The 20812-nt window shown below is 51.0% G+C and carries 22 protein-coding genes and 1 other annotated feature; all 22 genes read left to right on the top strand.

What is annotated here, in order from left to right; translation table 11 throughout:
- The first annotated feature begins 7 nt into the window (after positions 1-7).
- Positions 8-1042 carry a rod shape-determining protein gene (locus IEY53_RS26735; protein WP_189030445.1) on the top strand — a complete coding sequence of 345 codons (1035 nt, stop codon included), beginning with the start codon at positions 8-10 and terminating at the stop codon, positions 1040-1042.
- 57 nt (positions 1043-1099) lie between these two features.
- On the top strand, positions 1100-1978 hold the full coding sequence (gene mreC, locus IEY53_RS26730) for a rod shape-determining protein MreC (protein WP_189030444.1): 879 nt from the start codon (positions 1100-1102) through the stop codon (positions 1976-1978).
- Positions 1978-2508, top strand: coding sequence for a rod shape-determining protein MreD (gene mreD / locus IEY53_RS26725; protein ID WP_189030443.1), 531 nt, complete (start codon positions 1978-1980; stop codon positions 2506-2508). The genes mreC and mreD overlap by 1 nt, the downstream gene beginning before the upstream one ends.
- 78 nt (positions 2509-2586) lie before the next feature.
- The gene (minC, locus tag IEY53_RS26720) at positions 2587-3249 is read left to right on the top strand and encodes a septum site-determining protein MinC (protein ID WP_189030442.1); all 663 of its coding nucleotides are present in this window, start codon (positions 2587-2589) and stop codon (positions 3247-3249) included.
- Positions 3250-3254: 5 nt separating this feature from the next.
- Positions 3255-4049 carry a septum site-determining protein MinD gene (gene minD / locus IEY53_RS26715; RefSeq protein WP_189030440.1) on the top strand — a complete coding sequence of 265 codons (795 nt, stop codon included), beginning with the start codon at positions 3255-3257 and terminating at the stop codon, positions 4047-4049.
- 169 nt (positions 4050-4218) lie between these two features.
- On the top strand, positions 4219-5085 hold the full coding sequence (locus IEY53_RS26710; protein ID WP_189030438.1) for a M23 family metallopeptidase: 867 nt from the start codon (positions 4219-4221) through the stop codon (positions 5083-5085).
- A complete protein-coding gene (locus IEY53_RS26705; RefSeq protein WP_189030437.1) occupies positions 5078-5920 on the top strand; it encodes a M50 family metallopeptidase in 843 nt (280 codons plus the stop codon). Before IEY53_RS26710 ends, IEY53_RS26705 begins: the two co-directional genes overlap by 8 nt.
- Before the next feature lie 55 nt (positions 5921-5975).
- Positions 5976-7217 (top strand): Rne/Rng family ribonuclease, encoded by a 1242-nt coding sequence (locus tag IEY53_RS26700; RefSeq protein ID WP_189030524.1) that lies wholly within the window; start codon positions 5976-5978, stop codon positions 7215-7217.
- Positions 7218-7285: 68 nt separating this feature from the next.
- Positions 7286-7374: a sequence feature (ribosomal protein L21 leader region), on the top strand.
- Between the two features lie 14 nt (positions 7375-7388).
- Entirely contained in the window at positions 7389-7700 is a 312-nt protein-coding gene (rplU, locus tag IEY53_RS26695) for a 50S ribosomal protein L21 (protein WP_189030434.1), read from the top strand.
- A 12-nt stretch (positions 7701-7712) separates the two neighbouring features.
- Positions 7713-8048, top strand: a complete 336-nt coding sequence (locus tag IEY53_RS26690; RefSeq protein ID WP_189030433.1) for a ribosomal-processing cysteine protease Prp — start codon at positions 7713-7715, stop codon at positions 8046-8048.
- Between the two features lie 19 nt (positions 8049-8067).
- A complete protein-coding gene (rpmA, locus tag IEY53_RS26685; protein ID WP_042130564.1) occupies positions 8068-8379 on the top strand; it encodes a 50S ribosomal protein L27 in 312 nt (103 codons plus the stop codon).
- Positions 8380-8594: 215 nt separating this feature from the next.
- A complete protein-coding gene (locus IEY53_RS26680; protein WP_189030431.1) occupies positions 8595-9335 on the top strand; it encodes a Spo0B domain-containing protein in 741 nt (246 codons plus the stop codon).
- Between the two features lie 15 nt (positions 9336-9350).
- Positions 9351-10661 carry a GTPase ObgE gene (gene obgE / locus IEY53_RS26675; RefSeq protein WP_189030429.1) on the top strand — a complete coding sequence of 437 codons (1311 nt, stop codon included), beginning with the start codon at positions 9351-9353 and terminating at the stop codon, positions 10659-10661.
- 231 nt (positions 10662-10892) lie between these two features.
- Entirely contained in the window at positions 10893-12059 is a 1167-nt protein-coding gene (locus IEY53_RS26670) for an SPFH domain-containing protein (protein WP_189030427.1), read from the top strand.
- A gap of 20 nt (positions 12060-12079) precedes the next feature.
- Positions 12080-12883, top strand: a complete 804-nt coding sequence (locus IEY53_RS26665; RefSeq protein WP_189030425.1) for a helix-turn-helix domain-containing protein — start codon at positions 12080-12082, stop codon at positions 12881-12883.
- 77 nt (positions 12884-12960) lie between these two features.
- On the top strand, positions 12961-13746 hold the full coding sequence (locus IEY53_RS26660) for a zinc ribbon domain-containing protein (protein ID WP_189030423.1): 786 nt from the start codon (positions 12961-12963) through the stop codon (positions 13744-13746).
- A 163-nt stretch (positions 13747-13909) separates the two neighbouring features.
- Positions 13910-14347 carry an ACT domain-containing protein gene (locus IEY53_RS26655; protein ID WP_189030421.1) on the top strand — a complete coding sequence of 146 codons (438 nt, stop codon included), beginning with the start codon at positions 13910-13912 and terminating at the stop codon, positions 14345-14347.
- 57 nt (positions 14348-14404) lie between these two features.
- Entirely contained in the window at positions 14405-15691 is a 1287-nt protein-coding gene (locus IEY53_RS26650) for a homoserine dehydrogenase (RefSeq protein WP_189030419.1), read from the top strand.
- A gap of 48 nt (positions 15692-15739) precedes the next feature.
- Positions 15740-16720: a homoserine kinase gene (thrB, locus tag IEY53_RS26645; protein ID WP_189030418.1), complete on the top strand. Its 981-nt coding sequence runs from the start codon at positions 15740-15742 to the stop codon at positions 16718-16720.
- A complete protein-coding gene (pheA, locus tag IEY53_RS26640) occupies positions 16717-17604 on the top strand; it encodes a prephenate dehydratase (protein ID WP_189030417.1) in 888 nt (295 codons plus the stop codon). The genes thrB and pheA overlap by 4 nt, the downstream gene beginning before the upstream one ends.
- A 4-nt stretch (positions 17605-17608) precedes the next feature.
- Positions 17609-18490: a branched-chain-amino-acid transaminase gene (gene ilvE / locus IEY53_RS26635; RefSeq protein WP_189030416.1), complete on the top strand. Its 882-nt coding sequence runs from the start codon at positions 17609-17611 to the stop codon at positions 18488-18490.
- 283 nt (positions 18491-18773) lie between these two features.
- Entirely contained in the window at positions 18774-20327 is a 1554-nt protein-coding gene (locus IEY53_RS26630; protein WP_189030415.1) for a LysM peptidoglycan-binding domain-containing protein, read from the top strand.
- Positions 20328-20812 lie beyond the last annotated feature (485 nt).

The raw sequence follows: 20812 nt of genomic DNA, 5'->3' as shown, positions 1-20812 counted from the left end.
ATACAGCATGTTAGGTGGTTTTACGAAAGATTTAGGGATTGACCTGGGGACAGCGAATACGCTTGTCTATGTTCGCGGCAAGGGGATTGTAGTCAGAGAACCTTCCGTGGTGGCCATTAATACAGATACCAAGACCATTGAAGCCGTAGGCGAATCCGCCAAAAAAATGATCGGCCGCACACCGGGCAACATCCGTGCCATTCGTCCGATGAAGGATGGGGTTATTGCCGATTTTGATACAACGGCTACGATGATTAAATACTTTATCCGCCAGGCCCAGAAGCAGCGTTCGATGTTCCAGCGTCATCCGAATGTCATGGTATGCGTTCCTTCCGGCATCACGGCTGTAGAACAACGCGCAGTGGAAGATGCTACGAAGCAGGCCGGAGCGCGGGAAGCCTATATTATCGAAGAACCTTTTGCCGCCGCCATCGGTGCCGATCTTCCGGTATGGGAGCCAACCGGCAGTATGGTTGTGGATATTGGCGGAGGAACAACGGAAGTAGCTGTGATCTCGCTCGGCGGGATTGTGACCAGCCGTTCCGTCCGTGTGGCTGGTGATGATGCCGATGAGTCCATCATCCAGTACATCAAACGCCAGTACAATCTGATGATTGGTGAACGCACCTCGGAGCAGCTCAAGATGGATGTGGGTTCTGCCCTGCCGCTGGAAAAAGCTGAAACCATGGAGATCCGCGGCCGCGATCTAGTGACCGGATTGCCCAAGACATTAACGATTACTTCCGATGAAATTTGTGAAGCATTGTCCGATACGGTGAATGCCATTGTTGAAGCCGTCAAAGTGACTTTGGAGAAATGTCCGCCGGAGCTTGCCGCCGACATCATGGACCGCGGTATTGTTTTGACGGGTGGGGGCGCCCTGCTGCGCAACCTGGACAAGCTGCTTGCTCGCGAGACGGGAATGCCGGTTATTGTCGCCGAGAATCCGCTGGACTGCGTAGCGATTGGTACTGGCAAGGCATTGGAGAACATACATTTGTTCAAGAGCCGCAGCAGCACAAGTCTTCGCTCCAAGCGATAGAACGGAATGTGTTGTGAACGTCAACCCCTGTCATGGGAGAAATACGTTTGTTAGAGGGTGTTGAAACTGTTTAAGATGTTTAACAATAAACGTCTGTTTATTTTGTTGATTACATTGGTTATGTTCATTGTCTTGATGGGATTCAGCCTGGGCCCTCGCAAAGCGTTGACCTGGCCGGAGAATTTTCTCCGCGACACGACCGGTTTCGTGCAAAATTTGTTCTACAAGCCCGCTGGATATATAGCGGGCTTCTTTGAAGATATTGGAAACCTGAAGGATTTGGCCCAGGAAAATGAGCGGCTGAAGATTCTGGCGGCACAATATGCCCGTGATAAAGCACAATACAACTTCATTGAGTCCGAGAACGTGCGGCTGGAGAAGCTGAACAAGTTCACGAAAGCTCAAGAAAATATGTACAAATACGAATATCATGTGGCCCAGGTGCTTGGCATCACCACAGAGCCCGGCAACAGTACGCTGGTGATTAATCTCGGTTCCAAGGATGGGGTCAAGCTGAACATGTCTGTCATCTCCGACAAGGGGCTGGTAGGGGTTGTCAGCCAGGTAAGCAATTTCACCTCGACGGTGAAGCTGATGACTATGATGGATGTGAATGATCCAAATTCGCAGCCTGCGATTGCAGCCACGGCCATTGAGAAAGTGAATTCAACATTCGGCATGATTGAAAGATATGATCCGGAGACCAAGAAACTTATCATGAACAGAATTCCGCCAGGGGACCCAATCAAGCCCGGAGACGAAATTATTTCTTCCGGTATCGGCGGTTTGTACCCGCGCGGGCTGGTTATCGGCAAGGTTGACAGTGTGGATGTAGGGGAATTTGGCCTGACCTCTTCCGCCGTCATCACTCCGGCAGCAGAGTTTGAGGACTGGAAAGAACTGATCGTTGTGTATACGGAGGAGCGTGTTGAATAGTGAAAATGCGCAGATCCATCCTTATTCTGCTGCTGTTCCTCCTGTCTATTCTGGAAACTACCATTCTTCCGTGGATAATCCCGGATGCCTGGCAGACACGAATTGTTCCTAACCTGGTCTTTATAGTTATCTTATTCGTTACGGTTTATCATCACCGCCATACTGCCCTGGTGCTTGGATTAACCTTCGGGATGCTGCATGATGTTATTTTTTACGGGCGGATTCTGGGGGCGCATTCCTTTACAATGGGGCTGTCTGCTTACCTCATCGGCCTGGTTTTTCAAATCCCGCGCGCCCCGCTGCCTATGATGCTGAGTGTAGTGCTGCTTGGCAGCCTGCTGGCGGACAGTATGCTGTTCGGAATCTACAACGTATTCAACCTGAACCAACAGCCCTACAGCTGGGCGATTATGTATCATATGCTGCCTACCATGCTCTTTCACTTTGCCATGGCTTTACTCCTGTACGTTCCGCTTCGGCGCCAGCTTGAATATCTGAAGAAAGAGACGCTTAAGGAAGACAATGCGTGATTCTTCGGGATTTTCTTCCCGCCAAGCAGGAACTTGAGGGGTTCGGCACGAATGAATGAGGATAGGGGGACAGGGCATATGACAGTGAAATCCAAGCATGTAAGGATTAAGGGCATCAAAGACGGCCTCGTTTTCCTGCTAGACGACAAGTGTCCTTTTGAGGATCTTCTGAGCGAGCTCCGCTATAAGCTGGAGCACAGCCATCAAAATATTTTGACCGGACCGATTGTGCATGTGGATATCAAGCTCGGCAGCCGTATTGTAACTGAGGAAGACAAAGAGGCTGTGCTGGAGATTCTTAAGAGTCAGGGCAATCTGCTGATTCGTTCTATAGATGCGCTGGAAGCTCCGGGAAGCAAGGAGAACGACGAGGCATTATTTCTGATGAGCGGTATGCTGCGTTCCGGACAAGTGCTGCATCACCAGGGCAATCTGCTGTTTCTGGGCGATGTGAACCCTGGAGGGACCATTACCTGCTCAGGTGACATCTACATTCTGGGTGCCCTTAGAGGGATGGCCCATGCCGGGGTAGAAGGGAATGAGGAAGCGATTATCGCGGCTTCGCTGCTGTCTCCGACCCAATTGCGTATCGCTGATATTATCAGCCGGCCTCCCGATGAGTGGGGAACCCGTGAGAGCAGCATGGAGTTTGCCTATTTAACGAACGGGGCTATGCAGATTGATAAAATTCATAATATAGTCAAATTACGTCAGGGTTTAAATGTGTTTAAAGGGGTGTAGCCTCCATGGGAGAAGCGATAGTCGTTACCTCGGGCAAAGGCGGAGTTGGCAAAACAACCACAACAGCCAATATTGGAACCGCACTTGCCTTGCAGGGCAAAAAAGTATGTCTGGTCGATACCGATATTGGACTGCGTAATCTGGATGTAGTTATGGGGCTGGAGAATCGCATTATTTATGATCTTGTGGATGTGGCTGAGGGCAGATGCCGTCTGAATCAGGCGCTTGTCAAGGATAAGCGGTTTGATGAGCTGTACATGCTTCCTGCGGCACAGACCAAGGACAAGACCTCGGTGACCCCTGAGCAGGTAAGAGATATTATTCTTGAACTCAAAAAAGAATATGAATATATTCTGATCGATTGTCCGGCAGGGATTGAGCATGGTTTCCGTAATGCGATCTCCGGCGCGGACAAGGCCATCGTTGTGACGACGCCCGAACACGCTGCGGTACGGGATGCGGACCGCATCATTGGTCTGTTGGAGCAATCGCATGTGGAATCGCCGAAGCTGGTGGTCAACCGGATACGTCCGGGTTTGGTGAAGTCCGGGGATATGCTTGATATTGAGGATATTCTGCAGGTGCTTAATATTGATCTTATCGGCATTGTTCCGGATGATGAACTGGTCATCAAGGCCGCCAACAGCGGCGAACCTACGGTTATGAATCCGGATTCGGCCGCAGCCATTGCCTACCGGAATATTGCCCGCCGTATTCTTGGTGATGCGGTTCCGCTGATGCAGCTGGACCGGAAACCGGGTGCATTCTCGAAGCTTAAGAAATTTTTTGGTATGGGTTAGTCTGGGTACTCCTCATATTGCTGTATAAGTGACTCCGCCAATAGAGAAATCTACGGGCGGAGTTCTGTTTATTCCGGGGGAGAAGCTCCGCCTTTTGCCGAGGCTTGTTCTAAAGCAGCTTCCGCTGTTCATAAAATGGAAGTAAAACAAGCCCGCCGGAGGGATCACTATGGAGCGAAAATCAGATATCAGAGGCCGCCGCAAGGAGCGCATCCGCAGTTTGCTGCTGCAGGAGGTCGTGGACAACTCCGAGGTTTCTCCGCTCCCGGCAACGCCCGGGACGGAGAAGCCTGAAGCTTTTATAGAATGGGGGACAGGCCACAGGCAGGGTCAGCCGTCTTCTCCCGAACCGGACCCCGAAGTGATGTGGAAAAAGCAGCGTGGAGGTTGGGAAGAGTATGGCGGAGGGAACCGGCCAAGTTTGTTGTCCGGCTTCATCCAGCGTACAGTGGCCAGCATTTTGGTGTTTGCAGCGGTGTGGGGAGTTTTTGCAATCCAGCAGCCCTGGTCGCTGAAAGTACAGGCTTTTGTCATGGAAGCTTTGAACAAGGATATGGATTTTGAGGCGGCAAGGGTATGGTATGAAGAACATTTTAACGGAGCACCTGCGTTTATCCCAATATTTGGCGACAAAGAAGAGCCTGCTGAAAAGGTGGCAGCCCCACATGAGCTTGGTGCCCCGGTAGCCGGGAGCATTGTCCAGTCTTTTGCGGCCACCCTGAAAGGGGTGGAAATCATGCCCGTAACCGATTCAAGCGGCAGTGTCACGGTGAAAAGTGTAGATGTGGGACGTGTGCTGTCAGTATCCAGGGAGCTGCAGGGCGGAATCCGGATTACGGTCCGGCATACCGGGAGCATGACAGCCGAATACGGCCATTTGAGCGGAACCAAGCTGAAGGCGGATGATTGGGTCCAGAGTGGAGAGGCCGTGGGGTGGATGCTGGCAGAGGAGGATTCTCCGCTGCCTACACTCTTTTTCGCAGTCATGCATGACAAGGCCTATATTGATCCGGCTGATGTGATTTCGTTTGATTAGGATCGGGAGAATTGACTTGTCGCTGCATCCGCTGTTTGTGATTGTGATGCTTTTGTCCGTGCTGACCGGTCAATTCCTGGAGCTGCTTACTTTGTTTGCTATTGTGCTGATTCACGAATTCGGACATGTCTGCGCAGCGCTGCTGGCCGGAGTTACAGTAAGATCCGTTCAGTTGTTGCCGTTCGGCGGAGTTGCTGTTATTGAGGACCATGGACAGCTTACGGCTGCCAGAGAGATCGGAATTGCACTGGCAGGTCCGCTGCAGAATGGAATCATGATTGCTGCTGCATGGGGCCTGCTGCAGACCGGTATGGGTAACGAGGCCTTTTTAACCTATTTCATTCAGGCGAATGCCATTATTGCGCTGTTTAATCTTCTGCCGATTCTTCCGCTGGATGGGGGAAAGGTGCTTCAGGCTACTGTGAGCCTGCTGCTGCCCTATTACTTCACAATGTTATGGAGTGGGCGGGTAAGTATTGCTGCGAGTGTTCTGGTTACAGCCTATGCCCTGTGGCCGCTGGGAGCCGGGGGAGGGGTTCGGTTGAACCTGCTGATGATCGGGGCGTTTCTGCTGTATTCGAACCTGACGGATCAGCGGAATCTTCCGTACCGTTTCGTCGCTTTTCTGATGAATCGTGAGACGGTATACCAGCAGCATCTGTGGACCGGAGCAGTGGCGCGGCCGATTGTTGCCCATTCAACGAAACCTTTGGACGAGATATTGCGTCTATTAAGACGTAATCAATATCATTTGATATACGTGCTAAGCGGCAGCGGCAGCGTGGTGGCCGCGATTCCGGAGCAGCGGCTCATCGCCTCCTATTTTAAGATTTGATGCACGTGGGTGCGGCGGACAGAACGCCAGGATGATTGAAACCAGAGGTGAAGCCATGAAACAAATGATCGTTCACTGCACGCAGCACATGACCCGGATGGCTCTTCTGGAGAACGGAAGGCTGGTGGAATACGCGGCTGAACGCGATCAGCAGCAAGGGCTGGTTGGAAGTTATTATAAAGGCCGGGTAATCAATGTCCTTCCGGGCATGCAGGCTGCTTTTGTTGATATTGGACAGAAGAAGAATGCTTTTTTATATGTAGATGATGTGCTTCATCCCCATTTGGAGAAGCAGTCGCAGATCAAGCCCTCCATTGAGACGCTTTTACAGCCGGGTCAGGAGATTATGGTTCAGGTTAGAAAAGAACCGCACGGCGGCAAAGGGGCCAGAGTAACCACCCATTATACGTTGCCTGGGCGCTGGATGGTCTATATGCCATTTGCCGAGTATGTGGGGGTATCCAAGAAAATCGGCCGCGAGGCCGAACGGAACCGACTCAAAGCTATTGGCGAACGGCTCCGGCGCAAGGAAGAAGGGCTGATTATGCGGACCGTTTCCGAGGACGAGCCTCCGGAAGCGGTAGAAGGCGATCTTGCCTTCCTGCGGGCTCAGTGGGAGAACATTACAAGACGGGCCTTAAGTGCAGAAGCTCCTGCTTTGCTGCATCAGGATCTCAGCATCGTCCAGCGCTTCATCCGGGATGCGTTCAATCCGCAGCGTGACGAGCTGGTGATTGACTCTCCTGCGGCGGTTCAGGAAGCCGAAGCTTTTCTGAACGATATGGCGCCTGAAGGCTACAAGCCGGTGGGGCTGTACGAAGGGCCTGATTCTATTTTTACCGCTTATCACATCCAGGAACAACTGCACAGGAGCTTCAGCCGCAAAATCACGCTCGAGGGCGGTGCCACGCTGATCTGGGATCAGACGGAGGCCCTTACTGTTATTGATGTCAACACTGCTCAATATACCGGCGGTATTTCCCTGGAAGATACGGTGACCTGCACCAATCTGCTGGCCGCTGAAGAGATCGGCCGTCTGATCCGGCTGCGGGACACCGGAGGGATCATCATTGTCGATTTCATAGATATGGAGGAGGAATCGAACCGCAGGCTGGTGACGGACAAGCTGGAGAGTATCACCCTGCTTGACCGCACCAAAACGCATATCCTGGGCTGGACCCGGCTCGGACTGCTGGAGATGACCCGCAAGAAGGCCCGGCATGATTCCGCCGGCTTCGCTCCCGGCCTTTGTCCGTGCTGCGGGGGGACCGGTAAATCCGGGAGTTGGCTTGATTGAGTTAACGTTGACTAATGCGGGTAAGTATGATAATATCTTCAAGTATGTGTTTGGTTCAACTGTTCCTGCACATGCTGTAACCGCTCCGATCGGGTACACAAGCGCAGTTTCTATTTTGAGAATCTGCCACCTAGACTAGGCGAGTCTGAGACATGAGGAGGTGCAAGTACAATGTATGCAATTATCGAAACTGGCGGTAAACAATACAAAGTCCAAGAGGGCGACGTGTTGTTCATTGAGAAGCTGGAAGCTGAAGACGGCGCAAGCGTAACGTTTGACCGTGTCTTGGCTGTTTCCACTGAAGGCGGTTTGAATGCAGGAACTCCGCTGGTAAGTGGCGCGTCTGTAACAGCCAAGGTTGAGAAACATGGTAAAGGTCAGAAGGTTGTAGTTTACAAATACAAACCTAAGAAGAACTACCACAAGAAACAAGGTCATCGTCAACCATACACAAAAGTAACGATCGAGAAGATTCAAGCGTAAGAAGGTGCGTGAATGATTAACGTCCGGATTACTCGTTCTTTGGAACTCGGTACTATTGTTGGCTTTGAAGTAAAAGGGCATGCGGGTTATGCGAAACGCGGTGAGGATATCGTCTGTGCCGGTGTATCCACTGTAACGGTTGGCACTGTCAATTCGATTGAGACCTTGACCGGAGTAATCATGGATACTTCCATGAAGAACGGATTTCTAAGTGGGGCCGTAGGCGCCATTGAAGATCCCGGAACCTCCGCCAAAGTACAATTGCTGCTGGAATCCATGGTCGTAATGCTGAATGATATCGCAGAATCCTACGGGAAGTATATAGCAGTACAGCAGGTCAATATTTAACAGAAGGAGGTTGACAACAATGTTGAAATTGAATCTTCAATTGTTCGCATCCAAGAAGGGTGTAGGTTCCACAAAAAACGGACGGGATTCCCATTCCAAACGTCTTGGCGTGAAACGTGCTGACGGTCAAGCAGTTACCGGCGGTAACATTCTGGTTCGCCAACGCGGAACCAAGATTCACCCGGGTACGAACGTGGGCATCGGCAAGGACGATACTCTGTTCGCTCTGGTGGACGGTGTAGTGAAGTTCGAACGTTGGGGCCGCGATCGCAAGAAAGTGAGCGTGTATCCGGTGGACGTCGCTCCGGTAGCAGCGGCACTGGAAGCGTAAGCTTACGCAGCCATAATTGCAAGTAGAAGCCTCCGGCATGAGTGCCGGGGGCTTTTTTTGAAATAATGAACGCCTAAAAACAAATAAGAGCCTTGGTTTTAGCGGCAGCCGGTGAATTTCCGGGAAAGCCTGTGGTATACTGGAAAATGGTGAAAGACGAGTACACTCCATCAAATAAGTCATGAATTTTGCGAACTGAGGGACGGGGAGAAAGAATGAAATCCTGGAAAAGTGCAATCTGGGCAGTCATGGTATCCGTATCGCTTCCTTTAGGTCTCGTGTATTGGTGCACCAACCTTTTCACATGTCTGCTGCTCGGAGTTTGGGTAGCGGCTGTGCTTGCATTCAGCTTGATTTACAACCGGCGTCATTTTGAAAAGGAACTGCGCATACAGGAGAAAAGTCTGCAGCAGGCGGCGATTCGGACACTGAATCATCATCGACACGACTGGATGAATGATTTGCAAGTACTTTACGGATATATCCAGCTGGGCAAGCCTGATAAATCCGTGCAATGTGTGGAAAGAATAAAGGAACGGATTGCGCTGGACAGCCGAATTGCCAAACTCGGCATTCCCTCACTGGTGTTCTATATTCAATCATTTCGCACGTACGCAACCAACCTGGAATTGGATGTCCAGGTTGAAGAAGGGCTGCAGCTGGAGGACAAGCTGACTCCCGAAATGGGGAATGAATTGACCTCAGTGATAATGCAGACGGTTCGGACCTACCAATATAGCGGACTTAGCTCTCCAGGCGACACACGAAAGCTTCGGCTTGGCTTTTCACAGGATGGTGGAGACATTCTCATCTCGTTTGAAGGTGAGGGAGCCCATGGCAATCCCGAGCTGCTTCAAGGGCAAATTTATAATATAGGGCAAGGAAAAATCATGAAAGCAGAGCAGTTTGGCACAAATGACTCATTTGTAGCTTTGCGTCTGCCGCTTGATATGTGAGGAAGGTGAATCTAAATGTTCGTGGATAAAGCTAAGATTTATGTCAAAGGCGGTGACGGCGGCGACGGTCTCGTGGCATTCCGCCGTGAGAAATATGTACCGGAGGGTGGACCTGCCGGTGGTGACGGAGGGCGCGGCGGTGACGTGATTTTCCGGGTTGATGAAGGGCTTCGTACCCTGATGGATTTCCGTTATCAACGCCACTTCAAGGCGGATAAAGGCATTAAAGGGCGAAACAAAAGCCAGCATGGTGCTAACGCGGAGCATATGATCGTGCGTATTCCGCCCGGAACCGTTCTGATTGACGATGATACACAAGAGATCATTGCCGATATGACCCGTCACGGGCAGCAGGTAGTTGTAGCGCGGGGCGGGCGTGGAGGCCGGGGCAATACCCGTTTTGCAACAGCGGCGAACACCGCGCCTGAACTGGCTGAGAACGGCGAAGAAGGCCAGGAACGTTATGTGGTCATGGAGCTGAAGGTTATGGCTGACGTTGGGCTTGTGGGCTTCCCCAGTGTCGGGAAATCAACACTCCTTTCGGTGGTCTCTGCAGCCCAGCCGAAGATTGGTGCGTATCATTTCACAACCATTACCCCTAACCTGGGTGTAGTGGACGTGGGGGACGGCCGGAGTTTTGTTATGGCTGACCTGCCTGGATTGATTGAAGGGGCGAGCGAAGGTGTGGGGCTTGGACATGAATTCCTGCGCCATGTAGAGCGTACCCGCATTATTATCCATGTGGTGGATATGTCCGGCTCGGAAGGCCGCGATCCATTCGAGGATTGGGTCCTCATTAATGACGAACTTAAGCAGTATAACGCCAATCTGATTGATCGTCCGCAGATTGTGGCGGCGAACAAGATGGATATGCCGGAATCGGAAGAGAACCTGGTCACTTTCCGGGAACGTGTGGCACAGATCCGACCGGATCTTGAAATCATGCCGATCTCCTCGCTTACCCGCCAAGGGGTGCAGGAGCTGCTCTACCGGGCGACGGACATCCTCGACAGCATTCCGGTAGCGCCGGTGGTCGAAGAGGTGGCAGAAACCTCTGAGCGGAAAGTCTACAAGCTGGAGGCGGAAGAGGACAACTCCTTCACTATTACCCGTGATAATGAGGCCTTTGTGGTCAGCAGCCCGCGTATTGAGCGGATGCTCAAACGGATGCAGCTCAGCACACATGATGCTATTCTGAAGCTGGCCCGGACGTTGCGCCATATGGGTGTAGATGCAGAATTGCGCAAACGTGGTGCGGTAGAGGGTACCATCGTGCGCATTGCCGATTTCGAATTCGAATTCGTGGAGAACAGCAGCTACTATTAAGAGTTAATTAACTATAGGTATGGACATGAGACGCCCGCAGGGTTCCTTCTGAACAAGGAATCCCGTGGGCGTTTTTTTTGCGTTGTTCTGCACACTTTCCCTATTTTACCTAAAAAGAATCCAAAACCGGTTATAAATCGTATACAATAAAAGTCGGAAAAGCACTTATTTCCAGCTTGAATTTCCGATAAATACTACATAGCGATGTTTTATGAAAGAAGGGAACGGCAAATGGCAATTATTGAAGTGGTTAAATATGACGGGCCTCCGGGCGTTTTTGCCTGGAAATATCCGAACCAGGAACTGGGTACCTGGACCCAGCTTATAGTGAATGAAGCCCAAGAGGCCATATTGTTCAAGGGAGGGCGGGCACTTGATTCCTTTAGGGCCGGCCGGCATACGCTTAGTACAGCGAATATCCCTGTATTATCGAATCTAGTGAATTTGCCGTTCGGCGGCAGATCGCCGTTTACTGCAGAGGTCTGGTATGTGAATACCGTGAACTCCATGAATGTGAAGTGGGGGACAAGTTCACCGCTTCAGCTCCAAGACCCCAAATACAAGATTATCGTTTCGGTGCGCTCCTTTGGGCAGTTTGGTATACGGATTGCTGATCCGCGCAAGTTTCTGCTCAAGCTGGTGGGAACACTGCCTCAGTTCGATCAGGAGACGATGGTGAGTTATTTCCGCGGTCTGTTGATGACGAACATCAATGAGCTGATCTCCTCCTACCTGGTGCACAAAAAAATCAGTATCCTGGAGATCAATGCCTACATCGTCGAAATCTCCAAGCATATTCAAGGCCGCCTGGCAGGGACCTTCTGGGAGAATGGCATTGAACTGAATAACTTTTACATCGACTCGATCAATATTCCGGATGATGATCCGGCAACGGTCCGGCTGAAGGAAGCTTTAGCCAAAAAGGCGGAGATGGATATTATCGGCTTCACGTATCAGCAGGAACGCAGTTTCGATACCTTGGAGGAAGCTGCCGGAAATCCCGGCAACATGGGAGCCGGCATGATGAATGCCGGGATGGGACTGGGGCTAGGGATGGGGTTTGTAGGACCTGGAATAAACATGGTGAACCAGATGACCCGCGGCATGGGTCTGGATACCGGAGCCTCAGGCGCATCCAAGCCATGCTCTAAATGCAGTACACTGAATACGGCAGAGGCCAGATTCTGCAGCGGCTGCGGCCATGGACTCCAGTCTGCGCCCGAAGACGGAGCGGCCGGAGCAACGTCAGCCTGCCATGCCTGCGGGAAGGCCCTGGCACCGGGAGCCAAATTCTGTCCTCCTTGCGGCCAGAATCTGGTTATCAAATGCTCGGGTTGCGGCCATGAGCTGAAGCCAGGCCAGAAATTCTGTGCGGAGTGCGGGACTAAAGCGAACTAGTATAGGGGGATATAGACAAGTTGAGCAATTTAGATATACGAAGAGAACCGCCGGCAACTGGCAAGCCTATATATAAACATAAGTACGAGCGGACGGCATTTGATTATACTACAATCGTATTTGCCTATTTGTTTGCGCCACTGGGCTTCGTTTTGGCTATCTTTCGAATGGCAACTACACATTCCAAAAACCAGCGCAAAGCAAGCAATTTCAGTCTGCTGTATCATGTATGCATGGGCGCCTTCATAGAACTTGGCATCTATTTCATTATCACCAAGCTCACCGGTGAAATTAATTATATTGCACTCTTGATCAGGCTGGTGATCATCTACTTCCTGTTTAGGATACCGGCAATCAAATTTTCAGTCAGGGCCGTTGGACAGAAAGAGGGATTTACGACTCTTTGCAATGACTATATCGCGCTTATTCTCGTGGATGGGATCAGACATATCGGCAGCCTGTCCGATATTCGCGGACAAAGTGAAGAGAGCGTGCGGAGGGATTTGGAGTATTTAATAGAGCGGGGGCTGTTGTTACCGGATATTGTGTATTATGAAGGCCGCGTAGCCAATCCCTTCGTAAAAGTGCCGCCGAAGCTTGATCATTCGGGAAGGACAGATCCCTCAGTCGCACCTCGGAGCGGGCAGACCTCTGAATTGGCGCAGAGCGGGCAAACCTCCGCTGCGCGGCCGGAGGCTCAGCCCAAGTCTTCCGGACAACAGACGAAGTCCGTCAGCTGCCCAGGCTGTGGGGCCCGTAATTTGGTGGCCCCGGCCCAATCCAGGAACTGTGAATATTGCGGGACGATGCTCTCGAACAGTTAATTCAATACGGCCTTGGGTTAAGCTGCGCCTGATGACCCGCGAGACGGCGGAGTTTAGAGTAGGAGGTAATAGGCTAGATGGGCAGATTGAAGATACAACCGGCGCCGCCTGCGCCAAAGCGCGCAGCTGAGAATGACTTCGGCTACCGGATCAGGCACGACCGGACGGCGTTTGACTATATCATTATAGGGTTTGCTTACATATTCGCACCGCTTGGATTTATCCTGGCGCTCATTCGTTTTGTGAGTACGCATTATAGGAATGAGCGGAAATCCATTAACTTCGATTTGCTGTTTCATGTATTGATTGGGGCTTTCATGGAACTTGTTGTCTTGTTTGCCGTGGGAGCCTACAAAGGCGATTTCACCTGGAAGATCTTGCTGATCATCCTGGTGGTCCTCTACGTTATCTTCGTGCTTCCCGCCAAGAGTTTCTCCGGCCGGTCGGCCTTGGCCAAAGGGAGATTCAAGTTTCTATGTGACAAGTATCTCATGCTGGTTACAGTCCAAGAGGTTAGACATATCGGCAATATCTCCGATATCGTCAAGGAGAATGAAACCGATGTCCGCAGAGATCTGGAGTACCTGACAGAGTGGGGTTTGCTGACCCGGGACATTGTGTATTATGAAGGCCGTATAGCCAACCCATTGGGGACAAAACCTCTCAATCTTGTTCACCGGGGAAGAACAAAGGTTTCTGCGGCCCAGAGAAGCGGTCAGTCCGCCGGTCAGCAGCCGTCTTCTCCGGCATCACCGCAGTTGCCCAAGTCGATCACCTGCCCGGGCTGCGGTGCCCCAAACACAGTATCTCCAGGCGCCTCCAAGATCTGTGACTATTGTGGGACAACGATCCCTTACAGTTAAGAGATGCAGCTTATACCTTAATGCCCCCTGCCTATAGCGGGGGTTTTACTGCATTTAACCCCCCGCTCCCCGCAGACCCATATAAAAGTTATTGCTTTTTACAACCCTCTTCCTTTATAATGTCCACTATGAAAACACATAAGTCTTTGAGGAGAGGACGTTCGTGAAAGAACGCTATTATTTGGTCCGGGAGGACATTTTGCCTGATGCCGTACTCAAGACAATGCAGGTTAAGCAGCTGCTTGAGGCCGGAGATGCGAAGACGGTGCATGAAGGGGTTGAGCAGGTAGGGCTCAGCCGCAGCGCTTTTTATAAATATAAGGATGGAATTCACCTGATTCACCAGCTGGAGCGGGAACGTATCGTTACGATCTCCCTTGATCTGGAGCATGAATCCGGCATGTTGTCCAAGGTGCTGGGCTCTGTGGCGGGACATGGCGCGAACGTGCTGACCATCCATCAGAGTATTCCGCTGCAAGGGCGGGCGAATGTGGTCTTGTCCGTAGAAATCTCCCATCTGAATGAAGAAATCGGGGATATGCTGGACAGCCTCAAGGAGATTTCCGGGGTGAAACGGGCCCTAATCGTAGGGCAGGGCTAATCACTAAATGTTATCTTACGAAGCCCTTTGCTTCGCAACATTACAAGGAGGATACAGATGAAGCCGGTTAAAGTTGGATTGCTGGGTCTGGGAACAGTAGGTACGGGCGTGGTCCGTATTGTGGAGGGAAATCAGGAGGATTTAAGCAGCCAGGTCGGATCTCCCATCATTATTGAGCGTATATCCGTGAAGAATACCGAGAAGCCGCGGGATATTGAAGTTGATCCTTCCAAAATCACAACAGATCCCTGGGATGTCATCCGTGACCCTGAGATTGATGTGATTGTTGAGGTGATGGGCGGAATTGCGGGGACGAAGGAGTATATTCTGGAGGCGCTGGAGCGCGGCAAACATATCGTAACCGCCAACAAGGATTTAATGGCGCTGCACGGGTCGGAAATTCTGGCTAAGGCGCAGGAGAAGCAATGCGATGTGTTTTACGAGGCCAGTGTAGCCGGGGGCATTCCAATCATCCGTACACTTATTGAGGGATTCTCCTCGGACAAAATCATGAAGATCATGGGGATTGTTAATGGAACCACTAACTACATACTGACTAAGATGAGCCAGGAAGGCGCGTCCTATGACGATGCGCTGAAAGAAGCGAAAGAGCTGGGGTATGCAGAATCAGATCCTACCTCTGATGTAGAGGGACTGGATGCGGCGCGCAAAATGGCGATCCTCAGCACCCTTGGCTTCCGGACCAATGTAGAACTGAGTGATGTCAGCGTCAAGGGAATTTCCGGCGTGAGCAAGGAAGATATTGCTTTTGCCAAACGTCTGGGTTATGAAATGAAGCTGCTTGGCATTGCCGAACGCCAGAATGAGGAGTTTAGCATCAGTGTAGAGCCAACCATGATTCGTAACAGTCATCCGATTGCTTCCGTCAATGGCGTGTTCAATGCCGTTTATGTTTTCGGTGAAGCGGTTGGGGAGACGATGTTTTATGGTGCAGGAGCGGGAGCGATGCCTACGGCAACCTCGGTGGTGGCCGATCTGGTGGCTGTTGTGAAGAACCTGAAGCTGGGCGTTAATGGACTCAAGCAGATAGTGCCTTACAAGCAGAAGAAGCTGAAGAGTGACGAAGATATCCTGTTCAAAAATTTCCTGCTGCTCCATGTAGACGACAAGGCAGGGGTGCTCGCCAAAATCACGCAGGTATTTGCAGAGTATGACGTCAGTCTGGATTCGGTTGTCCAGCAAGCCAATCCCAATAATACCAATGCCGAGATTATAATTGTTACACATGATGCCAGCAAAGCGAGTATGAATAAAGTGCTGAAGCATTTTGAGGAACTCAGTGTTATCCGCCGTGTTAAGAGTCACTATCGGGTGGAAGGCTAGATCAGCGAGAGCTATTCGGCAATAAATCATAAGGAGATCGCACCTGTTATGAGCAACTATGGAAGGTCAAGAGTTAAGGTTCCGGCCAGCACCGCCAATCTCGGTCCGGGATTTGACACGCTGGGCATGGCGCTTTCGCTCTACGCCTGGATTGAGATGGAGGAAGCGGCGGAGACGGTATTTTATCTGCATGGCGATGAGATGAACGGATTGCCTCGGGATAAGAGCAACCTGCTCTATCAGGTGGCTCAACTGGTGTTTGCGGAAGCCGGGGTATCTGTGCCTGAGCTGTCCATCTCCATGTACTCGGAGATTCCGCTTACGCGGGGCCTGGGCAGCAGTGCTTCGGCGATTGTAGGCGCTTTGGCTGCGGCCAATGCACTGATTGGTTCTCCGCTTAGCCATGCCAAGCTGTTCGACATGGCTTCCGCACTTGAAAAACACCCCGACAACGTGGGGGCTTCCCTCTTCGGAGGCATTATCACTGCGGTGTGGGACGGAGAGCACGCGGATTATATCCGGATAGAGCCGCCGACAGAGCTGGAAGTGCTGGTGGTAATCCCCGAGTTCGAACTGTCTACCTCCAAAGCGAGGGGAGTTCTCCCGCGTGAGGTGAGTGTCAGTGACGCTGTATATAATATCAGCCGTACATCGCTGCTGACAGCTGCGCTGTCCACCGGGCGCCTGGATCTGATCGGCAGAGCGATGCAGGACCGTCTGCATCAGCCCTACCGTGCTCCTCTGGTACCTGGAATGGAAAAGCTGCTCGCCGAAGCGCCTGACCATGGAGCGCTGGGCATTGCACTCAGTGGCGCCGGCCCTACACTGTTGTGTCTGGTCGACCGCAACGAGAGCCGGAAGGGCGAACTTGAAGCTTTTCTGAAGGAGAGCATGCTGGCGCAGGGGATCACGGCACGGACCTGCTGGCTGTTGCCGGATACTTCCGGTGTGACAGCAGAGCGGCTTGAAAGAAACGGGATGCAAAAAGAATCATTTTTGGATATGATAAAAGGAGAACTACGGCCATGAAATCAATAGCGGTTTTGCCGCAGGGTTCGGTATCGCACGAAGCGCTGCTGCATCTGTTGGGCGGAGAGTCTGTTGATCTGGTGCATCATAAGCTGATATCAGAGGTATTTCTCTCCACAGCCGGCGGCACAACGGATTACAGCGTTATCCCGATTGAGAATACCATAGAAGGATCTGTAAGCTTGCATATTGACTGGCTTATTAATGAAGTCAATCTGCCGATGCAGGCGGAGTGGATATTCCCCTCGATCCAGAATCTGATCGGTCATCCCCAGGAGTTCAAGGGTGCTGACGGTAAGACGGATTATTCCAAGATCGTCCGAATCCTCTCGCATCCGGTAGCTACGGCACAGTGCGGACAGTATATCCGCGAGCATGCTCCTTGGGCGGAGCTTGAGCCTACGGGAAGCACCTCCGGAGCTGTGGAGATTGTTAAGGACAACCCCGGCAAAGGCTGGGCGGCCATTGGCACCACACTGGGGGCAGCTACGCACGGCCTTGAGATTGTGGCCCGCCGCATTACGGATCACAACAATAACTTCACACGGTTTGTGCTGGTTGGTCCTGAACCTGTTGCACTGGCGCGTAAAAGCAACGGGGACAAGACAAGTCTGCTGGTGACGCTGCCTGAGGACTTTCCTGGAGCGCTGCATCAGGTGCTTGCCGCTTTTTCCTGGCGGAAGCTGAACTTATCCCGGATTGAGTCACGGCCGACGAAAAAGAAGTTGGGTACTTATTATTTCTATATTGATGTGCTGGAACCGATAGAATCGGTCCTGCTGCCGGGAGCCATTGAAGAAATCAAGGCTTTGGGCTGTCAGGTGCGGATTCTGGGATCGTATCCCACATACACCTATGAGGAAGAGAAAGCGGAGGTGCAGTAAATTCATGGCTGAGCAATGGATCTATTTGGATGGGCAACACGTAACGAAAGAAAATGCAAAGGTATCCGTTTTTGATCACGGGTTCTTGTATGGTGATGGTATTTTTGAAGGCATCCGTATTTATGGCGGCAATATATTCAAGTGCAAGGAGCATCTGGACAGGCTATATGATTCGGCCAAATCCATTATGCTGGATATTCCTCTGACCTACGACGAAATGCTTGAAGCCATGGCTGAGACGATCCGCCTGAATGAGATGCGTGACGGCTATATCCGCCTGATCGTATCCCGTGGCCCCGGCAACCTGGGTCTGGACCCGCGCCGCTGCCCCAAAGCGAGCGTAATCATCATTGTGGAGCAACTGGCCATCTATCCTGAACAGGCTTATTTGAATGGACTGCGTGCCGTCTCTGTCTCGCAGCGCCGCAATATCCCGGATGCGCTCAATCCGAAGATCAAATCACTGAACTACTTGAACAACATCCTCGTCAAGATTCAATCCAATCTGGCAGAGGCTGATGAAGCGATCATGATGAACGCTCAGGGATATGTTACAGAAGGCTCGGGCGATAATATTTTCATTATCAAGAATGGAGTGGTCTTCACTCCTCCTTGCTACCTGGGAGCACTCGAAGGAATCACACGCCTGGCTATTATAGAATTGTGTGAGAAGCTGGGCATTAAACTGAAGGAAGAGCCGTTCACGATGCACGATGTGTATATTGCAGACGAGGTTTTCTTCACAGGCACAGCGGCTGAGGTTATAGCTGCACGGGAGATTGACGGACGGATTATCGGCGAAGGCCATGCGGGTCCAATCACCCTGAAGCTGCTCGAAGAATTCCGCAACATTGTGGATAAAGACGGCTATAAGGTTTGGGAATAAATGAGTTTTTGAATCGCACCAAAAATCCTTTCATGCAGATCATGAAATGAGTTTTTGAATCGCACCAAAAATCCTTTCATGCAACCATGAAAGGATTTTTTTTATTCCAGGGATGTCAATCGCCCATGGGCTGCATAAGATGTAGTAACGAAGGAGGCGGCTGTACCGCATATACCTATGCCCAAAAGCGATATTTACCAGAGTGTGATGTTTTTGGGTGTATGGTACTGGTTCAGCTGTAAAGAATGCAAGACTCCACAAAACTTTAGGAGGTTAATGCTGCGTGAAAATACACATTGTTAAACAAGGAGATACGCTGTATGCATTATCGCAAAAGTACGGAGTGCCGCTGCTCAAAATGATTGAGGCCAACCCGCAGATCAGTAACGAGGATGTGTTGTCGGTAGGCGCCAAAGTGAAAATTCCTACAGTCCCCGTACCGGTACCTGACAGCAGTGAAGTGTATTACAAGCACACAGTAAAACAAGGGGACAGCTTGTGGAAGCTTTCCAAAGCTTGGGGCATTGCACTGAAGGAAATGATTGATGCCAATCCCCAGTTAAAGAATCCTAATGCGCTATTGGTAGGAGAAGTAGTGAATGTTCCTAAAAAAAATTCGCCTTCTCCACTCCAGGCAGAAAGTGTTTCACCTGGGGGTTCCGCTAAAATTCTGCCGGGAGGAAAAGTGTACACGGGTCCCAAGGAACAGCCGGAAGCGGCAGTTGTCCCTGCTCCTGCTCCAGTTCCCGCACCGCCACCGGCTCCCGTTCAAGTGGCTCCGGTTCCAAAAGTAGAGGCGATGGAGGTCAAACCTGCCCCAGCTCCTGTGCCCGTGCCTATGCCTGAGCCAATGCCAAATCTTCCGGTTGAGATAGCTCCGGTTGAAGAAAAGATGCACATGGAAACGCAAAGCCTGTTTGTACAAATCTCTGTTCCTGCCGAGCAGGCTGTTGCCTACAAGGAGGCACCCAAGACTGAGAATAGTCCTGTGAGCTGGGCCGAGGAGAAGAAGCCGTATTGTGGCAGCAATGCCGGGTATCCAGGGTTGGCGGAAAACCCTAATTTCTATGATTGCCCGCCTACCTACCCTTTTTATGAGTCCATGCCAGACAATATGAACATGAACATGAATTCCGCTCCCCATTTTGTGCAGCCTATGGCGTATATGCCTGATTACTCCGCTCCTTATTACTACCCTGATAATATGTATGCGGCTAATGCTGGCTACCCGGGGACAATAGCCGGCATGAATGAAAACCATGGATTTCCGGAAAATACTTCACCGCAATATGGCGGGGGGCAGCCGAATCTTCCCTGGCCCTCTTGCGGTTGCGGCAGCGGGATGCCGATGCAGTCTTTTCAACCCTATTCACATGAAATGTCTGCATACGGGCAGCTTCCGGGTAATGCGGCTCCTGGTATGATCTCCCCTTACGTTGCCTCAATGCCTCAACCGAACCAGGGATTTCCGAACCAGGGATTTGTTCCAATGCCACAGGCCGGAATGTATGGCAGCCCCATGGTATCCAATATTCTGCCTATACCTGAATATCCTGCTATGATGAACTCCGGCCATCACAACCGTGTACCTGAATTCCAAGAGCCCGCAGGCATTGCGGAGGGTGTTTCGGGAGTGAGTGAACCAGGAGCCTCAGGCCAGGCAAGCGAAGGGAAAGCAAAAACCAAACGCGGGACCGCCAAGAGCACTGCTCCAAAAGCTAAAATCTCAAGTCAAAGTGAGAACTCCACCTTTAAAAATGCAAAAGCAAAACAGGCAAATCATAATGCACGCCTTGCTCCGGCAAAAAAACGTAAAAATCCATGGATCTCGAACTAAACGATATCCAATAGGGAATTCAGAGCTGATTATGCGTGCAGGCTTGTATCATCGCGATACAGGTCCTGTACGTTTTATTTCCCTGGAGTAGGCAGAAGGGCTTGTAAAAGCGATAATTTGGGTTGAATGCACCATGTAAAAAAATAGTAATAAATAAGGGTTGTGCATGTGAGAGTAAACATGTTATATTATACATCCAGTCGAAATGAGCTGAAGATAATTTGGCTTAATTACGAATGGGTTGGTTGAAGAATTCAAAGGCCTTCTGAAAAAAAAGTCTTGCATTAATCAACCGGACATGATATATTATAAGAGTTGCTGGTGACGAGCTAATCGCCGCTAACAACGAGCTTGATCTTTGAAAACTGAACAACGAGTGAGTGGGAATTCACGAAAGTGAAATCCAAACAAAGAGGATTCTCATCGCATGCAAATGCTGGAGATGAATCGGTAGAGAATGCAAATTCTCGTCAGATGTTTCAAAA

The organism is Paenibacillus albidus, from assembly GCF_014644435.1.
Taxonomy (GTDB): domain Bacteria; phylum Bacillota; class Bacilli; order Paenibacillales; family Paenibacillaceae; genus Paenibacillus_AQ; species Paenibacillus_AQ albidus.
The sequence above is the reverse complement of the archived record's forward strand: the minus strand, read 5'-3'. Positions and strand labels throughout refer to the sequence as shown.

Coding starts and splice junctions, on each gene's coding strand:
- IEY53_RS26735 (WP_189030445.1), top strand. CDS start 8: ATGTTAGGTGGTTTTACGAAAGATTTAGGGATTGACCTGGGGACAGCG.
- minC (WP_189030442.1), top strand. CDS start 2,587: ATGACAGTGAAATCCAAGCATGTAAGGATTAAGGGCATCAAAGACGGC.
- minD (WP_189030440.1), top strand. CDS start 3,255: ATGGGAGAAGCGATAGTCGTTACCTCGGGCAAAGGCGGAGTTGGCAAA.
- IEY53_RS26710 (WP_189030438.1), top strand. CDS start 4,219: ATGGAGCGAAAATCAGATATCAGAGGCCGCCGCAAGGAGCGCATCCGC.
- IEY53_RS26700 (WP_189030524.1), top strand. CDS start 5,976: ATGAAACAAATGATCGTTCACTGCACGCAGCACATGACCCGGATGGCT.
- rplU (WP_189030434.1), top strand. CDS start 7,389: ATGTATGCAATTATCGAAACTGGCGGTAAACAATACAAAGTCCAAGAG.
- IEY53_RS26690 (WP_189030433.1), top strand. CDS start 7,713: ATGATTAACGTCCGGATTACTCGTTCTTTGGAACTCGGTACTATTGTT.
- rpmA (WP_042130564.1), top strand. CDS start 8,068: ATGTTGAAATTGAATCTTCAATTGTTCGCATCCAAGAAGGGTGTAGGT.
- IEY53_RS26680 (WP_189030431.1), top strand. CDS start 8,595: ATGAAATCCTGGAAAAGTGCAATCTGGGCAGTCATGGTATCCGTATCG.
- obgE (WP_189030429.1), top strand. CDS start 9,351: ATGTTCGTGGATAAAGCTAAGATTTATGTCAAAGGCGGTGACGGCGGC.
- IEY53_RS26670 (WP_189030427.1), top strand. CDS start 10,893: ATGGCAATTATTGAAGTGGTTAAATATGACGGGCCTCCGGGCGTTTTT.
- IEY53_RS26660 (WP_189030423.1), top strand. CDS start 12,961: ATGGGCAGATTGAAGATACAACCGGCGCCGCCTGCGCCAAAGCGCGCA.
- IEY53_RS26650 (WP_189030419.1), top strand. CDS start 14,405: ATGAAGCCGGTTAAAGTTGGATTGCTGGGTCTGGGAACAGTAGGTACG.
- thrB (WP_189030418.1), top strand. CDS start 15,740: ATGAGCAACTATGGAAGGTCAAGAGTTAAGGTTCCGGCCAGCACCGCC.
- pheA (WP_189030417.1), top strand. CDS start 16,717: ATGAAATCAATAGCGGTTTTGCCGCAGGGTTCGGTATCGCACGAAGCG.
- ilvE (WP_189030416.1), top strand. CDS start 17,609: ATGGCTGAGCAATGGATCTATTTGGATGGGCAACACGTAACGAAAGAA.